Origin of the sequence: Paraglaciecola hydrolytica (assembly GCF_001565895.1) — a bacterium.
GTDB lineage: Bacteria > Pseudomonadota > Gammaproteobacteria > Enterobacterales > Alteromonadaceae > Paraglaciecola > Paraglaciecola hydrolytica.
Map to the genome: position 1 here is coordinate 101510 of NZ_LSNE01000001.1, position 22720 is coordinate 124229.

At 42.9% G+C, this 22720-nt stretch carries 18 protein-coding genes; 13 read left to right on the plus strand and 5 right to left on the minus strand.

Annotation, left to right across the window (positions count from 1 at the left end):
• Positions 1-358: 358 nt before the first annotated feature.
• From AX660_RS00445 to AX660_RS00475, 7 genes are all read left to right on the plus strand, one after another.
• A complete protein-coding gene (locus tag AX660_RS00445; RefSeq protein WP_068370873.1) occupies positions 359-922 on the plus strand; it encodes an OsmC family protein in 564 nt (187 codons plus the stop codon).
• The gene (locus AX660_RS00450) at positions 919-2181 is read left to right on the plus strand and encodes a flavin-containing monooxygenase (RefSeq protein ID WP_201027375.1); all 1263 of its coding nucleotides are present in this window, start codon (positions 919-921) and stop codon (positions 2179-2181) included. Before AX660_RS00445 ends, AX660_RS00450 begins: the two co-directional genes overlap by 4 nt.
• Before the next feature lie 14 nt (positions 2182-2195).
• Positions 2196-3689, plus strand: a complete 1494-nt coding sequence (cysK, locus tag AX660_RS00455) for a cysteine synthase A (RefSeq protein WP_068370875.1) — start codon at positions 2196-2198, stop codon at positions 3687-3689.
• A gap of 14 nt (positions 3690-3703) precedes the next feature.
• Complete coding sequence (locus AX660_RS00460) at positions 3704-4327, plus strand: hypothetical protein (RefSeq protein WP_068370876.1); 624 nt, start codon at positions 3704-3706, stop codon at positions 4325-4327.
• A gap of 260 nt (positions 4328-4587) precedes the next feature.
• The gene (locus AX660_RS00465; protein WP_068370877.1) at positions 4588-5121 is read left to right on the plus strand and encodes a PEP-CTERM sorting domain-containing protein; all 534 of its coding nucleotides are present in this window, start codon (positions 4588-4590) and stop codon (positions 5119-5121) included.
• A gap of 580 nt (positions 5122-5701) precedes the next feature.
• Positions 5702-6823: an NAD(P)H-dependent flavin oxidoreductase gene (locus AX660_RS00470; protein WP_068370879.1), complete on the plus strand. Its 1122-nt coding sequence runs from the start codon at positions 5702-5704 to the stop codon at positions 6821-6823.
• Positions 6824-7149: 326 nt separating this feature from the next.
• Complete coding sequence (locus tag AX660_RS00475; RefSeq protein WP_068370882.1) at positions 7150-9333, plus strand: family 78 glycoside hydrolase catalytic domain; 2184 nt, start codon at positions 7150-7152, stop codon at positions 9331-9333.
• 7 nt (positions 9334-9340) lie between these two features.
• Here AX660_RS00475 and AX660_RS00480 read toward each other — a convergent pair whose 3' ends face one another.
• Both AX660_RS00480 and AX660_RS00485 read right to left on the minus strand, forming a co-directional pair.
• Positions 9341-10594, minus strand: a complete 1254-nt coding sequence (locus AX660_RS00480; RefSeq protein ID WP_068370884.1) for an acyltransferase family protein — start codon at positions 10592-10594, stop codon at positions 9341-9343.
• Positions 10595-10673: 79 nt separating this feature from the next.
• A complete protein-coding gene (locus AX660_RS00485; RefSeq protein WP_201027376.1) occupies positions 10674-11276 on the minus strand; it encodes a CIA30 family protein in 603 nt (200 codons plus the stop codon).
• 225 nt (positions 11277-11501) lie between these two features.
• Between AX660_RS00485 and AX660_RS00490 the strand changes: the two genes are divergently transcribed.
• From AX660_RS00490 to AX660_RS00510, 5 genes are all read left to right on the plus strand, one after another.
• Positions 11502-13121: an RNA polymerase sigma factor gene (locus AX660_RS00490; RefSeq protein WP_068370887.1), complete on the plus strand. Its 1620-nt coding sequence runs from the start codon at positions 11502-11504 to the stop codon at positions 13119-13121.
• Between the two features lie 851 nt (positions 13122-13972).
• Positions 13973-14368: a hypothetical protein gene (locus AX660_RS00495; protein WP_068370889.1), complete on the plus strand. Its 396-nt coding sequence runs from the start codon at positions 13973-13975 to the stop codon at positions 14366-14368.
• A complete protein-coding gene (locus AX660_RS00500) occupies positions 14361-14573 on the plus strand; it encodes a helix-turn-helix transcriptional regulator (RefSeq protein WP_068370892.1) in 213 nt (70 codons plus the stop codon). The genes AX660_RS00495 and AX660_RS00500 overlap by 8 nt, the downstream gene beginning before the upstream one ends.
• 30 nt (positions 14574-14603) lie before the next feature.
• Positions 14604-16340: an alpha/beta hydrolase gene (locus tag AX660_RS00505; protein ID WP_082768672.1), complete on the plus strand. Its 1737-nt coding sequence runs from the start codon at positions 14604-14606 to the stop codon at positions 16338-16340.
• Positions 16341-16485: 145 nt separating this feature from the next.
• Positions 16486-17136 carry an alpha/beta hydrolase family protein gene (locus AX660_RS00510; RefSeq protein ID WP_068370895.1) on the plus strand — a complete coding sequence of 217 codons (651 nt, stop codon included), beginning with the start codon at positions 16486-16488 and terminating at the stop codon, positions 17134-17136.
• 282 nt (positions 17137-17418) lie between these two features.
• Here the strand turns inward: AX660_RS00510 and AX660_RS00515 are convergent, their stop codons facing one another.
• Entirely contained in the window at positions 17419-18609 is a 1191-nt protein-coding gene (locus tag AX660_RS00515) for a CynX/NimT family MFS transporter (protein WP_082768673.1), read from the minus strand.
• 397 nt (positions 18610-19006) lie between these two features.
• On the opposite strand from AX660_RS00515, the gene AX660_RS00520 reads away from it, so the two are divergent.
• The gene (locus AX660_RS00520; protein ID WP_068370898.1) at positions 19007-20998 is read left to right on the plus strand and encodes a glycoside hydrolase family 88 protein; all 1992 of its coding nucleotides are present in this window, start codon (positions 19007-19009) and stop codon (positions 20996-20998) included.
• Positions 20999-21137: 139 nt separating this feature from the next.
• On the opposite strand, the gene AX660_RS00525 is transcribed toward AX660_RS00520, so the two are convergent.
• The gene (locus AX660_RS00525; protein WP_068370900.1) at positions 21138-21524 is read right to left on the minus strand and encodes a nuclear transport factor 2 family protein; all 387 of its coding nucleotides are present in this window, start codon (positions 21522-21524) and stop codon (positions 21138-21140) included.
• A 196-nt stretch (positions 21525-21720) separates the two neighbouring features.
• Positions 21721-22605 (minus strand): MBL fold metallo-hydrolase, encoded by an 885-nt coding sequence (locus AX660_RS00530; protein WP_068371115.1) that lies wholly within the window; start codon positions 22603-22605, stop codon positions 21721-21723.
• Positions 22606-22720 lie beyond the last annotated feature (115 nt).

Below are 22720 nucleotides of genomic sequence, written 5' to 3' on the forward strand. Positions count from 1 at the left end.
GATTAAGCGGAAATGAGCATTGAGACTTGATAAAAGCTTGATTATTTCATGAATATTAGTGGTTCTCTCATTGGCGAGAGTTAATGCAATCAGACTATGTTAGTTGTTGATTTGCAGCGATGATTAAGCCAAATCAACTAAAAAATGCTGCTGGCATTAGTTACCTTTTTATCAATAAACCTCCTTATTAAAAATAAAAAGCAGCTTAATGTATTGATTTAATTGATATTTATAAATAGTCAAATAATCGTCATGAAATCGTCAACCATTCGTCACGACATTTATCAGTCATTCCGCAATGATGTACATCGAACAGCGACAATTCTGTCGTCATCCTCAATATGAATAGGAAAACATCATGAATAACGTAACGGTCGATTTTACCAACGGCGTAAATGTAGAAGCATTACTTGGAGCACGCGAAGCTTTTACGGCGGCACCAGAAGCAGCACAGTTTGTTTGGCGTGCACAGAGCACCTGGAAAAAAGGGACACATACTCAGACTAGTGTGCAAAAATTTTTTGGTCTTGGCCAAGAGCAAAGTCACCGTCAAGTCTTTTCATATGACACCGATCATCCTGAAATCTTCGCGTCTGAAGACATCGGTTCAACACCTACAGAAATGGTATTGGTTGGTCTTGCCGGTTGTCTAACCGCGGGTATTGCTACCGTCGCTGAACACAGAAAAATCCAACTTCACTCAGTAACCGCCGCTATCGAAGCGCCGATAAATTTACAAGGTATTCTGGGAGTCGATTCTGATATTCGCAACGGATTCAGCAGTATCACGGTGAAATACACCATTGATGCTGATGCCTCAGAAGATGAGATTGCAGCGTTAGTCGCTCAATCACAAAAGCGTTCAGCCGTGTTCGATACAATCACCAACCCAACTAACGTACACGTTCTAGTTAACTCGTGAACCAAGTCGAAAACATCGCAGCTCAACATTCCAGCATACTAGACGTTTGTGTTATAGGTGCTGGTCATTCTGGGTTAGCGGTGAGCCACCTACTGAGTAAGCAAGGTTTGCGTCACCTCGTGATGGAACGGGGTGACGTAGCGCAAGCTTGGCGGGACCGAAAATGGGACTCTCTTCGGCTATTGACCACAAATCAGCAGACGCGCTTACCGGAGTTTGCTTATAAGGGAAGCGACCCCCATGGCTTCATGAAGGCCGCAGAATTGGTCGCGTTTCTTGAAGGTTTTGCACAGCATTCACAGACACCTTTGTTGACTAATACTAAAGTCACTAAGGTACGTAAGGATGGCGAGTTGTATTCTATCTCTTCCACTAAAGGAGATTGGCAAGCGCGAGCAGTAATAGTGGCATCTGGCGCTTGTGCTCGACCCAAAGTACCTGCTATTTCAAGAGAGTTTCCTGCATCCGTTACACAACTTACTCCTTTGGAATATCGTTCTCCAGCGCAGATTCAAGAGGGTAGAGTACTAGTGGTTGGAGCATCCGCCACTGGGTTACAATTTGCTGACGAACTCAAACGAGCTGGACGAGACGTCACCCTTGCCGTGGGTGAGCATGTGCGCATGCCACGAAATTACCGTGGTCGAGATATCACTGAATGGCTCTCGCTCACGGGTATTTATGATCAACGCTACAATGAGATTGACGATATCGCCCGTGGTCGTAACATCCCTTCACCACAACTAGTGGGTAATGCACACAAAGCAATACTCGACCTTAATAGCTTAACCGATATTGACGTGCAGCTAACCGGGCGACTGATGGGTATTAATAATGGGGTTGCGCAGTTTTCGGGTTCTTTGAAAAATGTCTGCATGTTGGCTGACCTCAAGATGCGGCGTTTGTTGGGCAGCATTGATGACTATATCGATGCCAAGCTACAAGGTAAGGCACCGCCAGCCGAGACATTCGCTGATACTCGAATCAGTGATTCACCAGCAACAACACTTTGTTTTGCGCGCAATGCAATTAATACTGTGATCTGGGCAACCGGTTACCGACCGGATCTCCCTTGGCTAGAGTTGCCAGTGTTTGATCATAAGGGCCAAGTGAAACACGACGGAGGTGTTGCGCCAGAACCCGGACTTTACTTTATGGGCCTGCCGCTAATGCGGCGTCGTAAGTCCAGTTACATCATGGGGGTCGAAGACGACGCTCGTGATATTACTAATCACTTAGCCAGTTATCTGGCCAACTAATCAAGGAGAGCAAGATGGCTCGTTACGAAACGGTGTTAGATACCATTGGCAATACACCAATTATAAAACTTCAGAAACTGGCACCTGAAGGCGTCAATGTATATTGCAAAGTCGAATCATTTAATCCGATGGGCTCGGTTAAAGACAGAATGGCGCTTGCTATCATAGAGAAGGCAGAACAAACAGGTACATTGCGTCCAGGACAAACCGTAATTGAATCCACGAGCGGTAATACTGGTATTGGTTTGGCCATGGTTTGTGCGCAAAAAGGCTACCCCTTGGTCATTACAATGAGCGAAAGTAGTAGTGTTGAACGACGCAAGCTTATGCGTTTTTTAGGCGCCAGGGTGGTATTAACGCCAGCCTCTGAAAAAGGCTCCGGTATGCTCAAAAAAGCCATTGAACTTGCAGAATTACATGGCTACTTCCTTTGCCGACAGTTTGACAACGACGCTAATCCTGATGTCCATACACGCACCACAGCCGCTGAAATTTTGGCTGATTTTGCAGGAGAGAAAATAGACTACTTTGTATCCGGCTTCGGCACCGGTGGCACGTTATTAGGGATTTCTCGAAGGTTAAAACAAGCGGATAAGACAACCAAGATCGTTGCTGTAGAACCTGATAATTCGCAGATGTTGGCTAGCGGAATTGCTCAAGCTCGAGATCCTAGCGGTAATATTTCAGCGAGTCATCCAAACTTTCGTCCGCATCTGATGCAAGGTTGGGCACCTGATTTTATATCAAGCTTAATAGAGCGAGCTCAGTCTGAGCAATTGATCGATGAAATAGCCGCCGTCTCTGGCAGCGAAGCGATGAATTTAGCAAGGCAACTGGCTCAAAAAGAAGGGATCTTTGTTGGCACCAGTGCCGGTGCAACTCTGGCTGGCGCGCTCATCATCGCTAAACGTTCGGCTCCTGGAACAAACATTGTTTGTATGCTTCCTGATACAGGCGAACGCTACTTATCTACCCCGCTGTTCGATGACATTAGTACAGATATGAATGAAGAGGAATTGGCGCTATCTCGTTCGACCGCTTCTTGTCGCTTTGATGTTTCAAGCACACCAAGTAAACCAGCCGTCAAAGCAGCGCCTGTTGCTATTGATGAAGAGGCACGTAAATTTGTTGAAGCAACCGTTGCGAACCATTCTGTGGTGCTGTTTGCTCTTGAATGGTGTGAATTTTGTTGGTCTGCACGCAAACTCTTCAATCGCTTAGATATTCCATTTAAGAGCATTGATATAGATTCAGTCGCATTTCAGAAAAACGATCAAGGTAGAAAAATTCGAGAAGTACTCGCCCATCACACTGGTGCTGTCACCATCCCACAAATCTATATTGGCGGTAAACATATAGGCGGTTGCACAGATCTCTTTGATGCGGTGGTTGACGGTAGCGCTGAAAAGTTACTTCGTGAAGCAGGTATCGCTCCTAAAAATGCTGATGGTGTTAATCCTTATGAATTCTTACCAAAGTGGCTGCAACCGCGCTCAATGACTGTTTAATAGGAGGTTATACAATGTCATTTATCGATACCGTAAAGGCTTCTGATGCAAAAGAAGATGTCTTGGCCATGTACCAACGAGAAGAAAATCATTGGGGTTATGTCCCCAATTATGCAAAGTTATTTTGTTATAGACCAGCATTGATGGAACGGTGGGGAAGACTGGTGGCTGAACTTAAACGCCCCGTAGATGGTCGTCGCTATGAATTGGTGACGTTTGCGGCAGCCTATGCACTTAAGCATTCATCATGCTCTATGGCACATGGCAATCTCTTAGCGAAAATCATAGGTAAACAAGCCCTTTTAGCGCTTACCCGTGGTGAGATATCAGGTGACCTTACCGCCGCAGAAATGGCAATTTTCAAATTTTCAGCTGCAGTTGCAAAAGATGCCTCTGCTATCACACAGGCCGATGTCACCTTGCTGAAAAACGAATACCAGCTCTGTGATGAGGATATTTTTGACATTGTATCGATTGCCGCAGGGCGTAGTTTTTTTACTAAGATACTCGATGGACTTGGCTCCCTTCCCGACTCAAGTTTCAATCAGCTTGATAGTGAGTTAATCAGCGCGCTCACAATTGGCCGGCCAATCAGTCAGTTATCTGTAGAGCATACAAAAAGCGAAAGGGCTAGTTAAACTGAAATGAAGCTTAATCTTTAGATACTGTTGCTAACGCTTCAGCAGAATTCTTATTACCCTTTTTAAATTCGATAACTGCTCTTTAGTGCCGTAATCCTCAAAATTCATGAAATGCTCATGCTTTGGTCAAGTTCCGGTGCGAGATTCATCATAACCTAGGCTTGTTGTTGGAGGTGATGTCGGCAAACTTTTACACGTAAACATACAGCGTTTTATCAATATTAGTGATGGATTATCTATATAAGGTTTGGAAAAAAATGAACAAAAAAATGAAAAATATAATTGCTGCTTTAATGTTGACCCTGTGGGGCGGAACGGCACAAGCGTCGCTTATTTTTGACTTCTCATTTACTAACTCAGTTAATAATGGTGGCGGAATAGTAACTGGCGAAATATTAGGGCTACTTGACAACGCTACCGGATCTGCAACCAGTGTTCGGGTCCTTAGCAACTCCTCAGGTTTTGGTATCGGTGAGTACATAGGAAGTCCTGGTTTGAACGTGTTTACGGTTTTTGCCGGTGAACTTATTAGTTTTGACTTTGTTAGCTTTGGCATCAATAACCTGCCTCCAGCTGTTACAGATAGCACGCTAAAGTTAACATTTAATTCAGATAATATTTTGGGTATTGCGGGGCTTGCAAATTTTGATAATCGAGTAGGTTTAGCAGATTTCAGGCAAACTGGATTCAGTGTTGTTCAAAGGAGCGTCCCCGAACCTGGTATGTTTATTTTGTTGTCGTTTGGAATTGCAGGCTTGTTATTCTCCCGACTCAAGTTTCAAAAAGCGTGATCAAGAGTTTATAACCGCGCTCACATTTGGCTGGCCAATTAGTCAGTCAGTTGTGGAACACACTGCAGGGAAAGAGGTAGCCGTTAAGTTGTTATAATATCGATTATGATGATTAAACCCACATCAACTATCAGTCATTTAATGTGTAGCGGGCGGCATGACAGTGTGTATTTTTATTGGCTTGTATTTTGAAGAAAAAGTCTTAATCCACGAATTCGAAACTACATATCATAAGTACAAACTCTAAGTGGGTAAGGTCATTCCATTTATTTGACAACTAGGATTGGGTCAATTGATTAAGTTGGCTCAATCCATCAATCAGCTTAAATAGTCAACCTAACGCTGATGGCTTTTGTTTTCCTTTACATCCTTTAAAGATCTATGCACCTCACCAATTTATGCATGTCATGCGGCCCGAATATTAAAAGCAAAATTCAGCAAATCATCAGACTTTCTTCAAGTTCGGATAGAAGCAATTTATTAAGCTTTATGAAAAATTCGAGGTCGAAAAATACACTGCCTTGGAGCACAAAACACCAAATAGTTAAATAATTTATCTTAGATTTAAGGAGATTTTTAAATGATTGATAACGAGCTACAAACTAGACGACGATTTCTATGTAATGGCCTATTAGTAACGGCCGGTGCGGCTATCACCATGCATGCCCCATCAGCATTTAGTCAAATATCTAGACCAAATAGGGTAGGTAAAAACCTCATGCCATTACCAATGAGAAGTATTAAATTCATGAAAATGATGAACATCAAATATCCTATTATTCAAGCTCCAACAGGTAGTACCGTAACTCCTGAACTAACGATCGCTGTCGCTGAAAAAGGGGCTTTAGCCGCATTGCCCTTAACATGGACTAGTCCAGAAGACGCTGTTAGCCAAGTAACCTCGATTAATAAGGCGACTGACGGTGCGTTTTTCGCTAATTTTGTGCTGCAATTTACTCCTAAATCATTAGATAGTGCATTACAAGCAGGTATCAAAATTGTGCAGTTTTCTTGGGGGCTACCAAGCCCTGAGATGATCGCTAAAGTGCGTGCAGCTGCCGTTATTATGGGTATTCAAGTTACTAACGAAGCCAGTGCTCGCGCGGCCATCGATGCAGGAGCGGATTATCTAGTGTGCCAAGGCGTTGAAGCTGGTGGACATGTCCAAGCCTCACGTCCATTAGCAGAATCACTTAAACGTGTGCTTAGCGTAGCAGGTGATTTACCTGTCGTTGCATCTGGCGGCATAGCAACAGGTGAAGATATGTTTAATTATATTGAAATGGGTGCTGCGGCAGTCGTGATGGGAACTCGGTTTGTCGCCTCACAAGAAAGCGCTGCCCATGCAGACTATAAGGCATCACTTGTTAAGGCGAAAAGTGAAGATACCGTTTTTACTGTGTGTTTTAATCGAGGGTGGTCAAATGCCCCACACCGGGTGTTAAGAAACAATACTTTTGAAAATTGGGAGTCTGCAGGCTGCCCCAGATTAGAAAATAGTCCAGGAGTAAATGACATTATTGGACACTTTGCCAATGGCAGAGAAGCAGCTAGATATAGCTATAGTCTACCAATCAAAGGCATGACTGGCCAAGTTAGCGATGCTCCCATGTACGCAGGTAAAGGGGTTGAATATATTGATGATATACCAACAGTTGCAGAAATTATTGATCGTATATGGCATGAATATGTTGTTATCTAACTATTCTCAGAGCTGAATGGCAAAAAGCGCTCAGTTATCGCAATGGGCTAGTTGTAAGGTGAAAAGTTGCCGCTCAATATAGTGAGATAGTTTACGTTACAAGCAAACAATAGCCTCCTTGTATCGTTTTTTTGTGCGTAAACCCTCATTTACTAACTACTCGGTCTCTAAAATAACCGAGGCGTTATTTTTAACTTTTACTGATATTGCTTTGTTGTTACCTTCTTTACAACCAAGCCTTACTTGGCTACTGCTCAAAATGGCAAGTTGGTAGATTCAGTTACCAAGCTGGTAAATAAGTCACAAGCTAATAAGAAGAGTTAATAATGAAAAACCGCTGTACATTACTCTTTGTCGCAATGTTGTTTTTTTGTGGCATCCAGGCCAGTCAAGCGTCATCCAGGCCCTCAGCGCTAAGCATTGAATACATTCGTGATACCCAAAATGTAAATATCGCTGATCCACTTCCTGAGTACAGTTGGCAAGTGCCGCAGCAGGCTGTTAGCCAAAGCGCCTATCAGCTATTAGTTGCGACAAGTGAACAGAACCTAGTCAACAATTTTGGAGATGTTTGGGATAGCCAAAAAGTCACTTCTTCAGCGAGTATCAATATTGAACATGGGGGGCGTGCGTTAAACCAAGACTCAAACTACTTTTGGAAAGTACGGATCTGGGATAAGTTTAATCAAGCAAGCAATTATTCCGCGATGCAATCATTTAAAACAGGTAGCTTTGATGGTTACCTGTCTACCGCTAATAGCATCAACATTGAGCAAATTCGTCCTCAACAATTTAAGCAACTATCTGCAGGCTACTATTTTATTGATTTTGGTAAAGATGCATTTGGTACGTTGGAGCTAAGCTATCGTGCCACGTCACCAGAAACACTCATCATCCATTTGGGTGAAAAACTGAATCAAGGACGAATAGACAATGCTCCCGGCGGTACCATACGTTATCAACAAGTAGAGCTAGCGGTTAACCCGATGCAAACTCGCTATTTTATACAATTACCCACCGACAAGCGCCACCTTAAAGCACAGGCAATACCTGTACCTGATCGAACGGGAGCAATTATGCCTTTTCGTTATGCGGAAATTGAAAATGCCCAACAAAACATTAACGAAGACGACGTGACGCAACGGGCGTTGTTCCACTACTTTGACGACGAGCAAAGTCTATTTAGCAGTTCCGATGCCGTGTTAAACGCAGTCTGGGATATCAGTAAATACAGTATCAAAGCCACATCGGCCTTTGGCGTTTATGTGGACGGCGACAGGGAACGTATTCCTTACGAAGCAGATGCCTATATTAATCAACTTAGCCACTATGCGGTTGACGCTGAATACGCCATGGCCAAACAAACCATTGAACACTTTATGCAAAACCCAACTTGGCCGACAGAGTGGTTATTGCATACCGCGATGATCATCTATCAGGATTATTATCACACTGGTGATACCGAGCTCATCGCTGCTTACTATGATAAATTGAAACATAAAACCTTATTTGAACTTAGCCGCGCGGACGGCTTAATTACCTCCCAATCTCCTTTGGTAACCGACACCTTTATGCAAAAGCTTGGATTTAACGATCCAACCAATCGGATAAAAGATATTGTCGACTGGCCGCCCGCCCAAAAAGACACGGGTTGGCAACTGGCCACCGAAGCCGGTGAACGAGATGGCTATGACATGGTGCCAGTCAATACCGTGGTTAACAGCTTTTTTTACCAGAATATGGTGATTATGGCAGAGCTTGCAAGGGTTCTGGATAAAGCTGAGGATGTTGAGACCTTCCGTCAGCTCGCCAATAAAGTCAAACAAACCGTTAACCAAAAACTATTCGATAAAACTCGCGGCATTTATTTGGATGGCGAAGGTTCGACTCATGCTTCGTTGCACGCCAATATGCTGCCTTTGGCATTTGACATGGTACCTGAGGAATATATTCCTAGTGTGGTGGCATTTATCAAATCACGGGGGATGGCTTGCAGCGTCTATGGCGCGCAGTATCTATTAGAAGGTTTATATAAAGCAGGAGAAGGCCAGTATGGCTTAGACCTGATGCGGGCGACTCATGATCGCAGTTGGTACAACATGATTAAAGTCGGCTCCACCATCACCATGGAAGCCTGGGATATGAAATATAAACCCAATTCCGATTGGAATCATGCCTGGGGAGCGGCACCAGCCAATATCGTTGGGCGTTACTTATGGGGCATACAACCGAAAACCCCAGGCTTTACTAATATTACCATTCGTCCGCAGATGGCTGACTTAAAGCACAGCGAGATTGAAGTGCCTACCTTGGCAGGAAAAATAAGCGCAAGCTATCTAGTGCAAAAATCGGGTGGAAAACGTTTTGTAATAGACATTCCGGCCAATACCACGGCAGAATTTATTTTCGATAAGTTGGATACCCAGGTTATTACCCTGAATGGTAAAAAAATAGCAGCATTAGAGCCGATCCAGTTATCGCCTGGAACAAATGAAATTTTCATACAATAAGATCTTATCACTGCCCTGCTGCTTTAGTTTCGGATTGAACCGCAGTACTTTTTCTAAAAATGCGGGCCCTAAACAAATAACGGGGTTTACGTTTGCCATTGAGTATTGCCCCGACAAAAGTTGAACGGACAAAGGCATCGTAAAACGCTATTGATAACATAAGAGTAAGTGCACAAATACTCACTAGTTTAATCGACCAATGGAGCGGTAACTCAGCAAAGGCAATTTGCAAGTAAATGACTATGGGTAGGTGGATGAGGTATAGCCAATAGGCTGAATCGGCTATATAGCGAATAAAAGTGCTAGGGCGCATAAATATCCGTTTGCACATGCCGATGGTGAGGGCAATAAGAGACCACATCAAGACGGCATAACTGAACATAAAACCCGCTTTGATGAGTGTGTAGTGAGGGTGGCTAAGTTGGATCTGGAAGGCGGACAGTTTGACTGCAAAAATACTGGCAATAATGCACAGTACAAACTTGCCCCAGCTTAAACGCGCAAAGTGCTCGATGAGATCAGTCTGACGATGTAATAACCAGCCAAATAGGAAAAAACCGCCGTATATCAAGGCAACAGGAAGATTAGGCAGTAATGATTTATCTGGTGTATCAACCCCCCATCCGTCCATAAACCACAAACAAACGGCGCTAGGGATGGCAAGCAGCAAAATAGCGAGCTGATATTTACATAAGTAAGCAACAGTGTGATCGGCTACTTGTGCCAAGGCATTTTTTATTGGCTTAGACAAAACAATGAGCTTACGCAGTAATAACATGCCTACCGATATCAATATGAGGTAATACAAAAACCACAAATGTGTTCCAACCAAAAAACCAGCTGGAAATTCACTTAAACTGGTAAAACCTTGCAGCAGCGCGCCGCCAATATTGGCATCACCACGCATACTTTCAGCTCCCATGATCCAGCCGGATACCAACAAAGGACGAAGGATCAGCCAGCCTAAAACAAAGGGAATGGCGAGTTTTACCACGCGAGATTTAATAAAACTGCTTAAACCCTGTTGGTGAAAGGTCATGTGGCTAAAAAAGCCTGCAATGAGAAAAAACAATTCCATGCGAAATGAGTGGCTGATTAAGGCAAACACCGGAATGGTTGCGCTGGTGGAGATATCCATCACGGCCCAACCAATAAATATGGGCATAAAAGATAAGCTGGCGTGGAAAACAATCCCCAATATCAATGCGTAGCCGCGCACAGCATCAAGATAATCGAGCCTGTTATTTGTTTGTGATGACATGTTCATCCCCTCATCTCATTTTTTAATAGTTCAGTGAAAGGGCTTTGTTTAAATAGCCCTTTAACATTGGCGCTTGCGATTAGTAAAAACTGACTTCATCTACTTCAAAATCAAAACTCGCGGGTTGTAGACTAAAAGCCACAATACTTAGGCTGTTAAGTGTTGCAGCATTGAGTGGCGTTGGTTGTGACCAAGCACGTTTCATCGACTCAAAGGGGATTTTCACTTCGTGAAATTTACCGTCTGTGGGCACGGTTAGAGGGGCTGCATGATAATCAAAGTTATCAATCTCAGTACTGTTGGCTGAAATAGTCATGTTACCGCTACGGATTTTTATGACGAGCTTAATGCCGTCGAATTGGCTCGCGTCTTCTGGCATGCCTTCAGCGCTAAGAGGTAGTATGGAGCTAGCCCAGCCTGGTTGTCCGCGGGGTGGCACAATGTCACCTTTTACTTGCATTATGCCCGCGCTGACATGGGGTTCCATTTTAGTATTACCGCCTGCAATAGCGTCACTCATAAATTGTCTTGCTATGCTTAGGTTGTTGTCTGTTGCATTGCAAAAGTCGTCGACTAAGGCTGGTAAGGGCGCACTAAAAACACTGCTTGAAAGCGCCAGTAGCGAGCTTAAAGCGATTGTTTTTGCGAATTTTAAAGCGGTTTTGTTTAAGGTTTTCATCATTGAGTCTCTACATTAATTAGGTTTAAGTTGCATTCTAGGTACTGAGATTTAACTGCCACATGGCAGTGTTGTGACTTAAGTACCTTGCAGTGTTGAGAAGGTGACAAAAAGATGACAAAAAAGTTGAAGTTTTTTTAAGCAGTCAAAAATTCAAATAATTGAAAAAAGTTTGTCACCTTTTATCGCTACCAAGGCACATACAGAAAAAGCCAGAGAGTGAGAGACATGGGAATTTTTAAAAAGCGAAACGTGATAGCCAATACCAACGACGAAACCTTAGTGATGTATTCACTGGGGGGCGACCGTGAAGCATTTTGTGCCATCGTTACGCGCTACCAGAGTTTATTGTGCTCCTTGGCTTACTCATTTGTTGGTGACATCAAATATAGCGAGGATATTGCCCAAGAGGCTTTTGTCGAGGCATGGAAAAAACTCGATACACTGCGCGACCCGGAGAAACTCAAGTCATGGCTTTGTGGCATACTCCGCTTTAAGGCTAGTCATCATCGTCGTAAAGAAGCCAACCAAGCTATTAAAGGTGCTGAAGAAGTAGAAGAGCTTCAGGTGGCTGACGCTGAAAACGCCGCTTTGGACGAACAAGCAATCCAGCAACAAGAACAGACGCTGTTATGGAAAGCATTGGATGGCATGGAAGATACTTACCGCGAACCTCTTATATTATTTTACCGTGAAGAACAGTCTGTGGAGCGAGTCGCTGCTGCTTTAGACTTATCTGAAGATACGGTAAAACAGCGTTTGTCTCGAGGCCGCAAATTACTCAAAAGAGCCATGTCCGGCGTGGTGGAAAGCGCCCTAAGCAAAAGCAAACCTGGTGTTTCTTTTACTGTTGCGGTGCTTGCCGCCATTAGTGGTATTCCCGCTCCAGCAAAAGCGGCCGCAATGGGATTGGGCGCGGCTAAAACCAGTTCATTGTTCAAATTAACTAGTGTACTGACCCTAGTGGCGGCTTGTTCTGGTCTTATTAGTGCATTTTGGGGGTTTAGGGCCAGTCTCGATCAATCACGTACGCAAAATGAGCGTAAATTAGCCATCAAAAGCGTGTTGTTATTTATGTCGTTTGCGCTGATTTATGTTGTAGGCACAGTGGCATTAAAACAGCTTGCCTTAAGTCACCATCACTACGCTGGGTATTGTGCGCTGGCCGCATTACTACTAGCATCAGTTTTTGTGCTCAGTTATTTACTACTTGTCACTAAGATGTTTGGAGCAATGCGTAGACTTAGAGCCCAAGAACGAATATTTAATCCACAGGCTTTTTTAGCTCAAGTTGATAAACCAGGCTCAAAACAAGGTGAATACAAAAGTGCCTTGAGTTTGTTTGGGCTGCCATTGTGCCACTTTCAGTTTGGTATGGCCGAAGTAGGGGATAAACCCGCTCATGCTTGGATCGCAGGCGGAAGTCAAGCTCATGGTTTATTGTTTGCTTGGGGCGGAGTCGCCATTGCCCCTATCAGCGTGGGTATTGTGTCTGTTGGTATTATCAGTGTTGGTGCCGTTAGCTTTGGTTTGTTTAGTCTTGGCACTGTGGCCATAGGCATCATAGGTTTTGGCGCGTCTGCTATTGCCTACAAAGCTTATGCCTCGCTCTCTGCCTTTGGTTGGCAAAGTGCCGTCAGTGGTGGTTTCTCCGTTGCAGTAGATGGGGCCATAGGACCTATTGCCTATGCCGATAATATCAACAATCAACAAGCTGCCGAGATAGTTAACCTAGCCCTATTAAATTTTAACTATCAATGGATACTCGCCATGATTGCAATTCTGGTTATTGTTCCTGCTGCGTGGCACGCCCAGCAAGTGAGAAAAAGAATGAAACTACCAAAGTAAAAATTAGCCTGTGCAAATTAAAATTTGAGCTATTGGTACCTCTTTTTTATAAAACATCGACATGATTTAGAATTCTTAATGATTTGAAAACGGCTGCTTTAAGTTCTTATTTTCTGTTGGATGGGGAGTGTGAATTGACATCATTAATGTTGGTTTATTCCTGTTCGCATTACCTATTAGTCAGGCATTATTCGCGGCTGTTTAAAGTTATATATTTCAAGGGCTAATAATGAGTATTCAAAAAATAACGCAAAATAACTATCAAGATTGAGTCGCAGTGGGGGAGTCATTCGTTAGGGCGGCTCATGATTTTTGTCTGAGGAGAATATTACAAAATTGAAACTTTTAATTTTAAACCCTAAACCCTAAGCCGCGTTCCTTGCAATATTTTCTCAATTTTTTACCCTTTTCTAATGTTGCAACTGGCTATATTGCGAGTGATATAAAGTGGCTTTTAGTCGCAACAGTGGTGGATATATTTAAGATTGTGCTTTGGTAGTTTTTTAAGGCCAATATTCACTCATTCACTTACTTAAAGTAAAAATCATATGGTTAAACTTTGCAATTTTGCTGCTTGGCTCTGTCATTTATGCACTTGTTTAAAATAGATAACCAATTAATTGGGGACTAATCCACTGGCCTCTAGCTTGCGTCAATTTGAACTACTAGTTGTTGGGCAAATATCATTTTTAAATACCTACTAGGCTCTAATTGTGACTTTGTTGTCAGGTTTACTTGACATGGTCTTGTTGTGCTGACATTATGTAATGCATACCTTACATAATGACGCGGTCTCTTGTCATTATTTTGGGCTTATCAATCTAGTAGCTGAAATTTTTAAGGAGAACATTATGAAAAAGTCTCAACAGGAGATTATGTTTTTGCAACGCTTTATGACCGCTATGATGGTATTTCTGATACTCATCGCGGTGCAAACTTTTACCATTGAATTATTAGATATTTCAACCTGGCTCAAAGTTGTTATCACATTAATGCCGGTATTACCTTTGATTTGGGCGTTTTTCATTTTTCGAGTTCGTTATCGGGCGCTTGATGAATACATGAAAGCACTCACTGGTGAAGCGTTTTTATGGATGATTGGCCTCATATGTTTTTCATCCTTTGTTTACGGCATGCTGGCGATGAAATTTGATCTGCCACAAGTGAACTTAGCTATGGTGCTTCCGATTGTCTTTGGTGGTCATGGACTAATTTTGCAAATATTAATTTGGAAAGATCATGAATAATCGAATTAAGGTGCTGCGCGCTGAACGAGATTGGTCACAACAATCGCTTGCAGACAGAATTGGGGTTTCTCGGCAAGCAGTAAACGCGGTTGAAAGAGGAAAACATGACCCTTCGTTGCAACTGGCCTTCGATATCGCGGATCAATTTAATCTGCGTATTGAGGATGTTTTTCTGCCAGTAAAGAAGTCGAGCTCTGAAGGTTGAAAATAAGCCAAAAATTTATTGGGACATAATATGAGTTATAAAAAATACAGGAGCTTGTTACTCAGCTTCGCCTTCTCTGTGTTAATTAGTTTGTATTGCTCGAGTGCTTTGTCTGAGATACCTCTAGTAAAAGCCAATAACCTTGGTGATTGGGTTGGTGTATTAAGTGTACCCAGCGGTGACTTAAGACTTTGGTTATCGATAAAGCATAATGAGCAGGGTGGACTACAAGCAACCCTTGAAAGCGTTGACCAAGCTCCAGGTAAAAAGATCGCTGTAAAAAATATAGATATTCAAAAGAATGTGCTGCGTTTTGACATTCCAGATATTGCAGCAAAATACATAGGACACTGGGATGAAAATACAAAAAAGTGGAGTGGGGAATTTACCCAAGGACAAACATTTAAGTTGAATTTTTCGCAAGGAAAACCTAAAGCGAACTCTACTTATAATGAGCTGAATGGTCATTGGCGAGGAGAGATTATGGGGCATCCTCTTATTGTCCGAATTTCAACTGACGAATTAGGGACAGTGGCTATGCTGGATTCTCCTGATGAGGGGGTGCGAGGTCTGTTGATTTCGGCGCTTGCTTTTCACGAGCGCAGTGTATCTTTTGAGATCCCCAAAGCAATGGTGAAATTTGATGGGATTCTCGCTCTTGATAACGACCAGTTTGCTGGAACATGGGTACAACAAGGTCAGCCAATTCGCTATATTACGTTTATCAAACAAAGCGATGTTAGTGTTCAAAACGAACCTAATAGGCCTCAACATCCTAAAGGCAAACAACCTTATTTGTCAGAATCAGTTTCGTTCATGAGTGGACAAACAAAGGATATAAAAATTGTAGGGACATTAACCTTACCAGCAGGAAACGGACCATTTCCCGCAGCCGTTTTAATTTCCGGCTCAGGACCACAAGATAGGGATGAAACGTTTATGGGACATAAGCCATTTGCAGTCATCGCCGATTATCTAACTCGCCATGGAATTGCTGTTTTACGCTATGACGATCGAGGTGTAGCAGAGTCGCAGGGAGATTTTTATGCAGCAAGCTCTCTTGATTTTGCTAACGATGCCAATGCTGCTTTTAACTACTTGTCGAGTCGTGTAGAGATCGATGTTCAATCTATAGGCATGATTGGCCACAGCGAAGGGGGATTAATTGCGCCGTTAGCGAGTAATACCAATGAAGATTTGGCTTTTATGATTTTATTGGCGGGCCCGGGGATCAAAACCCTAGATCTTATGTTAGCGCAACAAGATGCCATGGCCAGATTACAAGATGTTTCGGAAGAAAAATTGCAACGCATGTTGAGAATTTCTCGTTCGATTATGCAAAGCGTCATAACATCGCACACTGAAGATGCGGCTAAAAAATCTGTCTCTGAGATTTTGTCGCCAGAAAACTTAAACATTCTAGATCTGCCTGAAAGCCAGAAGTCAGCCATGGTAAATAGCTACACCTCACCCTGGTATCGATATTTTATGAGCTATGATCCGGCCGAACATTTTACCGCCCAAAACTTACCCATTTTGGCGCTCTATGGCGAGCTTGATGTGCAAGTAACAGCCAAGGAAAATTACACTGGTTTGAGTGACATTTTAAAAGATCATACTGATGCGACTATCAAACTGCTGCCAAAGCTAAATCATCTTTTCCAGCAAGCAAAAACCGGCAGTATGAGTGAATATAGGCAAATTGAACAAACTTTTTCGCCAGAGGTTTTGAAGCTTATTTCTGCATGGATAAATGCGCGTTTTTGAAACGCTATATCAAATTTCACCACAAATTATTTAGCTCAAATTGAGACTCAGAACTTTGTAATCAGGTTAACGTTAGACGTTATGTGTATTACAGAGGTAGTGACCCTTTATATAAAAAATACAGAAGACAGTGAGGAAATAAACAATGTCTAATCTTGCCATTACCGCAACGATAAAAATCAGTATTAAATTCATCTTCATCTACATTTTGTTGCTTTATTTTGGCCGTGGCGACCTTGTTTTAGCGGCGACTGTTGAACCAAAATTGAATGAAATTGAAGTTCAAAAAACGTGTTTAGGCCAATTTACAGATTATGACAATTGGGTAGATTCTCTTAGGGAAAAAAACGGCTATATAAAAACCTTTTTCCTAAAGTTAAAGTATAGCCGTGCGGCCTATAATGACGTTAAAAATCAATTAGATTGCGACGTTATTCACTATACCAGCAAGGGCGTGACTATAAGTGGGTATATTGTTGTTCCCAAAAATAGCAAACAGCAAAAAATACCTGTGCTCATTTACAACAACGGCAATAATCAACATTTAGGCTCTATCACCTTTAGCCATATGTTCAACAATATATTTCCGCTGGCAAACAAAGGTTATATTGTTTTAGCTAGTCAATACCGCGGCACCTTTCACGAATCTAAAGGGGTAAAAGACGCCAATGAAAAATTTGGTGATGATGTTAATTATATGCTTGCACTGCTTGATTTAATAAATACATTACCAATGGCTGACACTGCAAATGTGACTATCTCTGGGGGACATCGTCGTAATTTTATTGCGATGTAAAGTAATAGAAGATTTTTTTGTCGAAATTATGTCGTCAAAAAACCTATTGCCTATGCCGATAATATCAACAATCAACACGCTGCCGAGATAGTTAACCTAGCCCTATTAAATTTTAACTATCAATGGATACTCGCCATGATAGCTATTCTGGTGATTGTTCCTGCTGCGTGGCACGCCCGTCAAGTGAGGCTAAGGATGAAGCAGGCTAATTCTTAGATAGAGCTATCAATATGGGGCGCAATGCCCCATTTTTGTAATTCACTTATCCAACTTAGGTTGGCCTTAATTACCAATAACTCCGCTACGCCCAGCCAAGGTAGCAAAGATCATCACCATAATACTTGCGCCAATCAAGACTAAAAATGGTGCTGTCCAACTGCGACTTACATCATTTAAAACGCCAATTAAAAATGGGCCTAACGCCGCGCCCATATAGCCAATAAATTGGGCCATGCCTGATAATGCAGCAGCCTGATGATGGTCACGCGTTCGCAAGCCGAAAAAGGCTAAGCTGGTAGTGAGTGACGCGCCACCGCCTAAGCCCAAACTGATAATCCAAATCAAAGATAAGCTTGGAGCGAAATACAAACCTAAGGTGCCGATGAGTAACAATAACCCGCAGGTCAATCCTAATAATGTTTGGTCTTTCATTTTTGCAATAATTGGCGCGCAGGCTAGGTTAGTGACAATCGCGACCAGTTGATAAATCAATAAATAAAAACCGGCATCTAGTGCTGTAAGCCCTATTGTTAAGGCATACGAAGCAAACCAACCTACAATTGAATAAAAAATTAAAGAATGAAACACAAAAAACAAAGCAACGTGCCAGCCAGTGGCATCGCGCCAAGGGCTTGTAAAAGGATTAGCTTTTTGAATATTGAGGTTAGTGGTAAATCCCTTAAGTAGGGGTAGCCAAACTATCAACGCGATCGCTGATAGTAGCGCCCAACATCCGATTGACCAGCGCCAGTCCAAGTCGGCCATTTGACTAATAGGCACCGCAAGTCCGGCTGCTAGGCTGGCAAAACCCGCCATCGCCGCCGCATAAATCGAGATAACGGTAGCAGTGTTATGTTTAAAATCGCGTTTTATTAAACCGGGTAATAATACATTGCCAAGGGCAATCCCGGCGCTTAGCAGCAGGGTACCTAGCCAAATGGCGCCAGTAAAATCGCAAGAGCGCAGTATTGTTCCAGCAGTAATGATAAACAGGGCAAAACCAATCACAGGTTCAAGCCCATAATTGCGACCAAGTCTTGGTGCAAACAAAGATAACAAGCCAAAAATTAACAAGGGTAAGGCGTTTAACAGCCCAGCACCTGTGCCATCTAAGCCAAGAGCATTTTGTATATCGGCTAATACAGGCCCAACACTGGTTAAAGGCGCACGTAAGTTAGCTCCAACCAAGATAATGGCCAAAAATAAGTAATTAAATCGAGGAAATTTAGCAAAGGAAATCGCGTTTTTAAACATGCAGGCACCAGCACAATAATCAGTATTGTAATTCAATAGCTGAAGTTTGTGCGTTGGTTAACGTTAACGCTTACGCAAACAACTGAACGTTGAATGTCTAAAGCAAGGCTAAAATAATACTATTTATGAGTCAAGCACTTAGCTTTATGAAATTACACAATCAGTCTGCGTAATTCCATCAGTTTGCCGATTTAAGTTCAGTTCTGAACCTTCTTTGTGCTTATTATCGACCTCAAGATTTTGGTAGATTATATTCGTTGTTTAAACGTCTTATTTTGACTCAGGGATATGAGCAGCGCACTTTCAGCATTGAATATTTTATCTTTGCTGATAACTGCGGTTTGGTTTGCATGGCGTTTAACTCTTTTTTGCTCATGAAAATACCATCGAGGAAAACATGGATAATTATAAATTGAGTATGGCAGTGGCACTTTTTGCACTGTTAGCGGGCTGTTCGTCGTCAAATCAGATTAAAAGTGATGTCTACGAAGCGCGACAAGTACCTGAAAGGTCTGATGATTTTGCCTTTGAAAATGACAAAGTAGCCTTTCGTGTTTACGGCCCCGCACTTAAAGATTCGGCAGAAAATAACGGTACTGATTGCTGGTTAAAACGTGTCTCTACACCGGTGATTAACAAGTGGTACAGCGAGCACCTGCAAGGTAAGTCTTATCATGTGGATCATGGTGAAGGTTATGATCCCTACCATGTTGGCAGTTCGCTAGGCTGCGGTGGTATTGCCTTGTGGCAACCACAAGATGCCGACCCTTTACAACAGCCCAATGTTTACACAGATTTTAAAGTCATTGAAAAAAGCCGCAAAAAAGTAGTGTTTGAACTTGTTTACTACTGGCAAGAGCAAAACATCCAAGAAGTAAAACGCATCACCTTGGCTCAAGGCAGCCAGTTGTATCATGCGCAAAGCCAGTTTACCCAAGACGGCAAACCCATTCAGTTGCAAGTGGCGGTGGGCATCACCACTCATGACGGTAAAGCCTTAGTGGATGTGAGTGATGACAGTCAGATTGTGTCTAGTTGGGAAAAAATTGACGACAGCCACGTTGGCACAGCGGTTATTTTACCCAAGAGCTATGCTGGCCGTTTTGTAGCGCAAACCTCGGATAAAAAAGATCGTAATAACGCGGTGCTGGTTACCAGTACTGACGACCAAGGCAAACTCAGCTATTACGCAGGTTTTGCATGGCAAAAGGCCGGTGATATCACTACTTATTTTGATTGGAAAGCCTATCTTAGGGATTATCTAGGTGAGCCTGCTACACCAGCAACTATGGCCTCAGTCAAGGCTTTAACCCAGCAGGTTGCCGATTGGCAAATTGCCCATCATGAAGAGCAAGGCAAGTATCGTGCATTGCCTACCATTCCGCCCAGTTGGGCTAAACGTGATCGTTATCATGATTTAGATTGGCATCAAGGCGCACTCTACGCTGGCATGGATCAGTGGCGCAAAATAGCCGATGATCCCACTAAATATACCCAGTGGTTGCAGGACATTGGCGAGCGAAATAAATGGACATTACACAGACGACCCTATCACGCTGATGATCACACCGTTGGCCAGTTTTATTTGTCATTTTATGAAGATTTTAAACAGCCTGAGATGCTTAAACCCACTCAGCAACAATTTGACTGGATCCTTGAGCATCCTAAAACCGGTACTTTAGACTGGTTAGCCGATAATACTCACGCCCATGATCGTTGGGGGTGGTGTGATGCTTTATTTATGGCGCCACCAGTATGGACACGTTTAGCCAAAATTACCGGTGACAGCATGTACCTGGATTTTATGGATCAGGAATATCACGCCACCTACGATTTATTGTGGAGTAAAAAAGACAAACTCTTTTGGCGCGATTCGAGCTTTTTTGGCAAAACCGAAAACAATGGCCAAGACATCTTTTGGGCACGAGGCAACGGTTGGGTATTTGGCGGCTTAGCCCTGATGATCCCCGACCTACCGCAAGATTGGCAAGGCCGCCAATTCTACGTGGATTTGTTCACTACTATGGCCAAGCAACTTAAAGCCATCCAACGTGCAGATGGCACCTGGTCAATGGGTTTATTGGGCGGAGTAGAAGGTTACCCACAAGTAGAAACCAGCGGCACCTCGTTTTTCACCTTTGGTCTAGCTTGGGGTATTAACAACGGTTTATTAGACAGCGACGAATATCGCCCAGTAGTGATGAAAGCCTGGCGCGCCCTACAATTGGCGGTAAACCATGAAGGCATGTTGGGCAATGTACAACCCGTTGGCGCCGCCCCAGGCGACTCCTTCCCTAATTACACCGAAGTCTATGGCGTAGGCGCATTTCTCGCCGCCGGCAGCGAGCTTTTTACTTTGCTGCAAAACGAACAGGCAGCTACTAAATAAGAGCTTATTCCTCGGTTTTGTAGGTTTAAGTGAGGTAAAAATGTAAGTGTTAATTGAAAAAACCGACTGCTGTCGGTTTTTTGTTATAGGCCTACACAGCCGATTCAGTGCGTGTTTAGCATTGTTCTAGGGTTGTATCTTACATGGCATCGTTCACGGTTTTACTATCAACAAATTGTTCAAAACTGACTATCTTGCCATCTTTAAGTTGCCAAAGGTGTGCGACTCTGGCCTTGAAATGTTTGCCACTGGTTTTATAAGTGCCGCTGTAGGTGCCGTAGGCAATAACCTTGTCGCCAGCAGCAACATAGTCTTCAACAGCAAAATTGTAGCCAATCCATTCACTGCCTAAACGAGCAAAAACATGTTTTTCAATTTGCTCAAAGCCCTGGTAGGTTCCGGCATAAGGAAAGCCTGCCGCTTCGGTCCACAGTGTTTCACTTGTCATGTAACGCTGGAGATTTTTACCGTTTTCTTCTGAGGTTTTGCCCTCATAAGTACTTTTTACAATATCAAGATTAGTCATGGTTTGAGTCTCCCTATATGAAGGTTTTTGACTGTCTGAAGTCGTTGTTGTTGCTTGGCTTGTACATGCTTGAAGCATTATCAGCACTATTAAAGTACTTATTACTTGTCTCATGGCTTAACTCCTGAATTGAGATATCGCAGAGACGTTTCGCCCTATTGCCGTTTGAAACGTCTCAACTAAAACCTAAGTGTGGCTACTGCCCCCACTTCATCTCGCCCATAATGACTTTGGCACTTAATACTAAAATGTTGTCGCCGCCAATATTTGGGTAGCTTGCTTGCATTTTGGCAATCAATTCACTTGAATTGCTTGAGGCTTTGGCAGCTGTTTCAAAGTTTTGGATGTACTGACGGGTAAAATTAACCGCTTGAATCGTTAAGGGTTTGTTGCCCACTATATGCCCCGGGATCACAGTTGTAGGATGTAGCTGTTCGATAACATCGAGGGTTTTATACCAAAGATGACGTGATTCAGGCGTTTGTGTGTCAGCTAAAAATACATGCATATTGCCAAATACCACCACGCCACCCAGCATCGTTTTGCTAGAAGGGATCCACACAAAGGTATGTTTTGGATCATGGCCATCAAGCCCGACAATTTTAACCTTCTCACCATCAACCATAAGGGTGTCGCCTTTAAGTACTTCAGGCACAACCAACTCTTGCGGTGCATTCTCTTTTAGAATTGGTCCCCAGTAGCTTTTTTTAGGTACCATTGAGGCAATAATATATTCTTGGGTTTTAGCGGATGAGACTACCTTGGCATGAGGATACGCTGCAGTGATCACATCTAGCCCAAAATAATAATCAGGATCGCCATGACTAATGTAAATAGTAGTGAGTTTTTTGCCTGATTTTCTAATCAACTCAACCACCGATTGGGCGTCATTACGCTGAAATTGTGCGTCAACTAAGATGGCTTCTGTTGGCCCAGTGATTAATACCGAGCTTACTGGAAATAGGCTTTTTTCTTGTGGATTAAACACAGAGGTTTCTAGTGTTGCACTGGTAGCGCTGGCGGATAAGGCGAGCATGGAGAACATTGTACCTGCCTGAACTAATTTGGATAAAAATGTCATGGTAGTTCCTAAACTGTCGCTAATGTAGCGAGTGAATAAATAGTGGTTAAATAAGGGGCTTAGTGTTTTTGCTTGCGCAAAACACGCCATTGGGCATCTTGCCAATGGCTGTTTA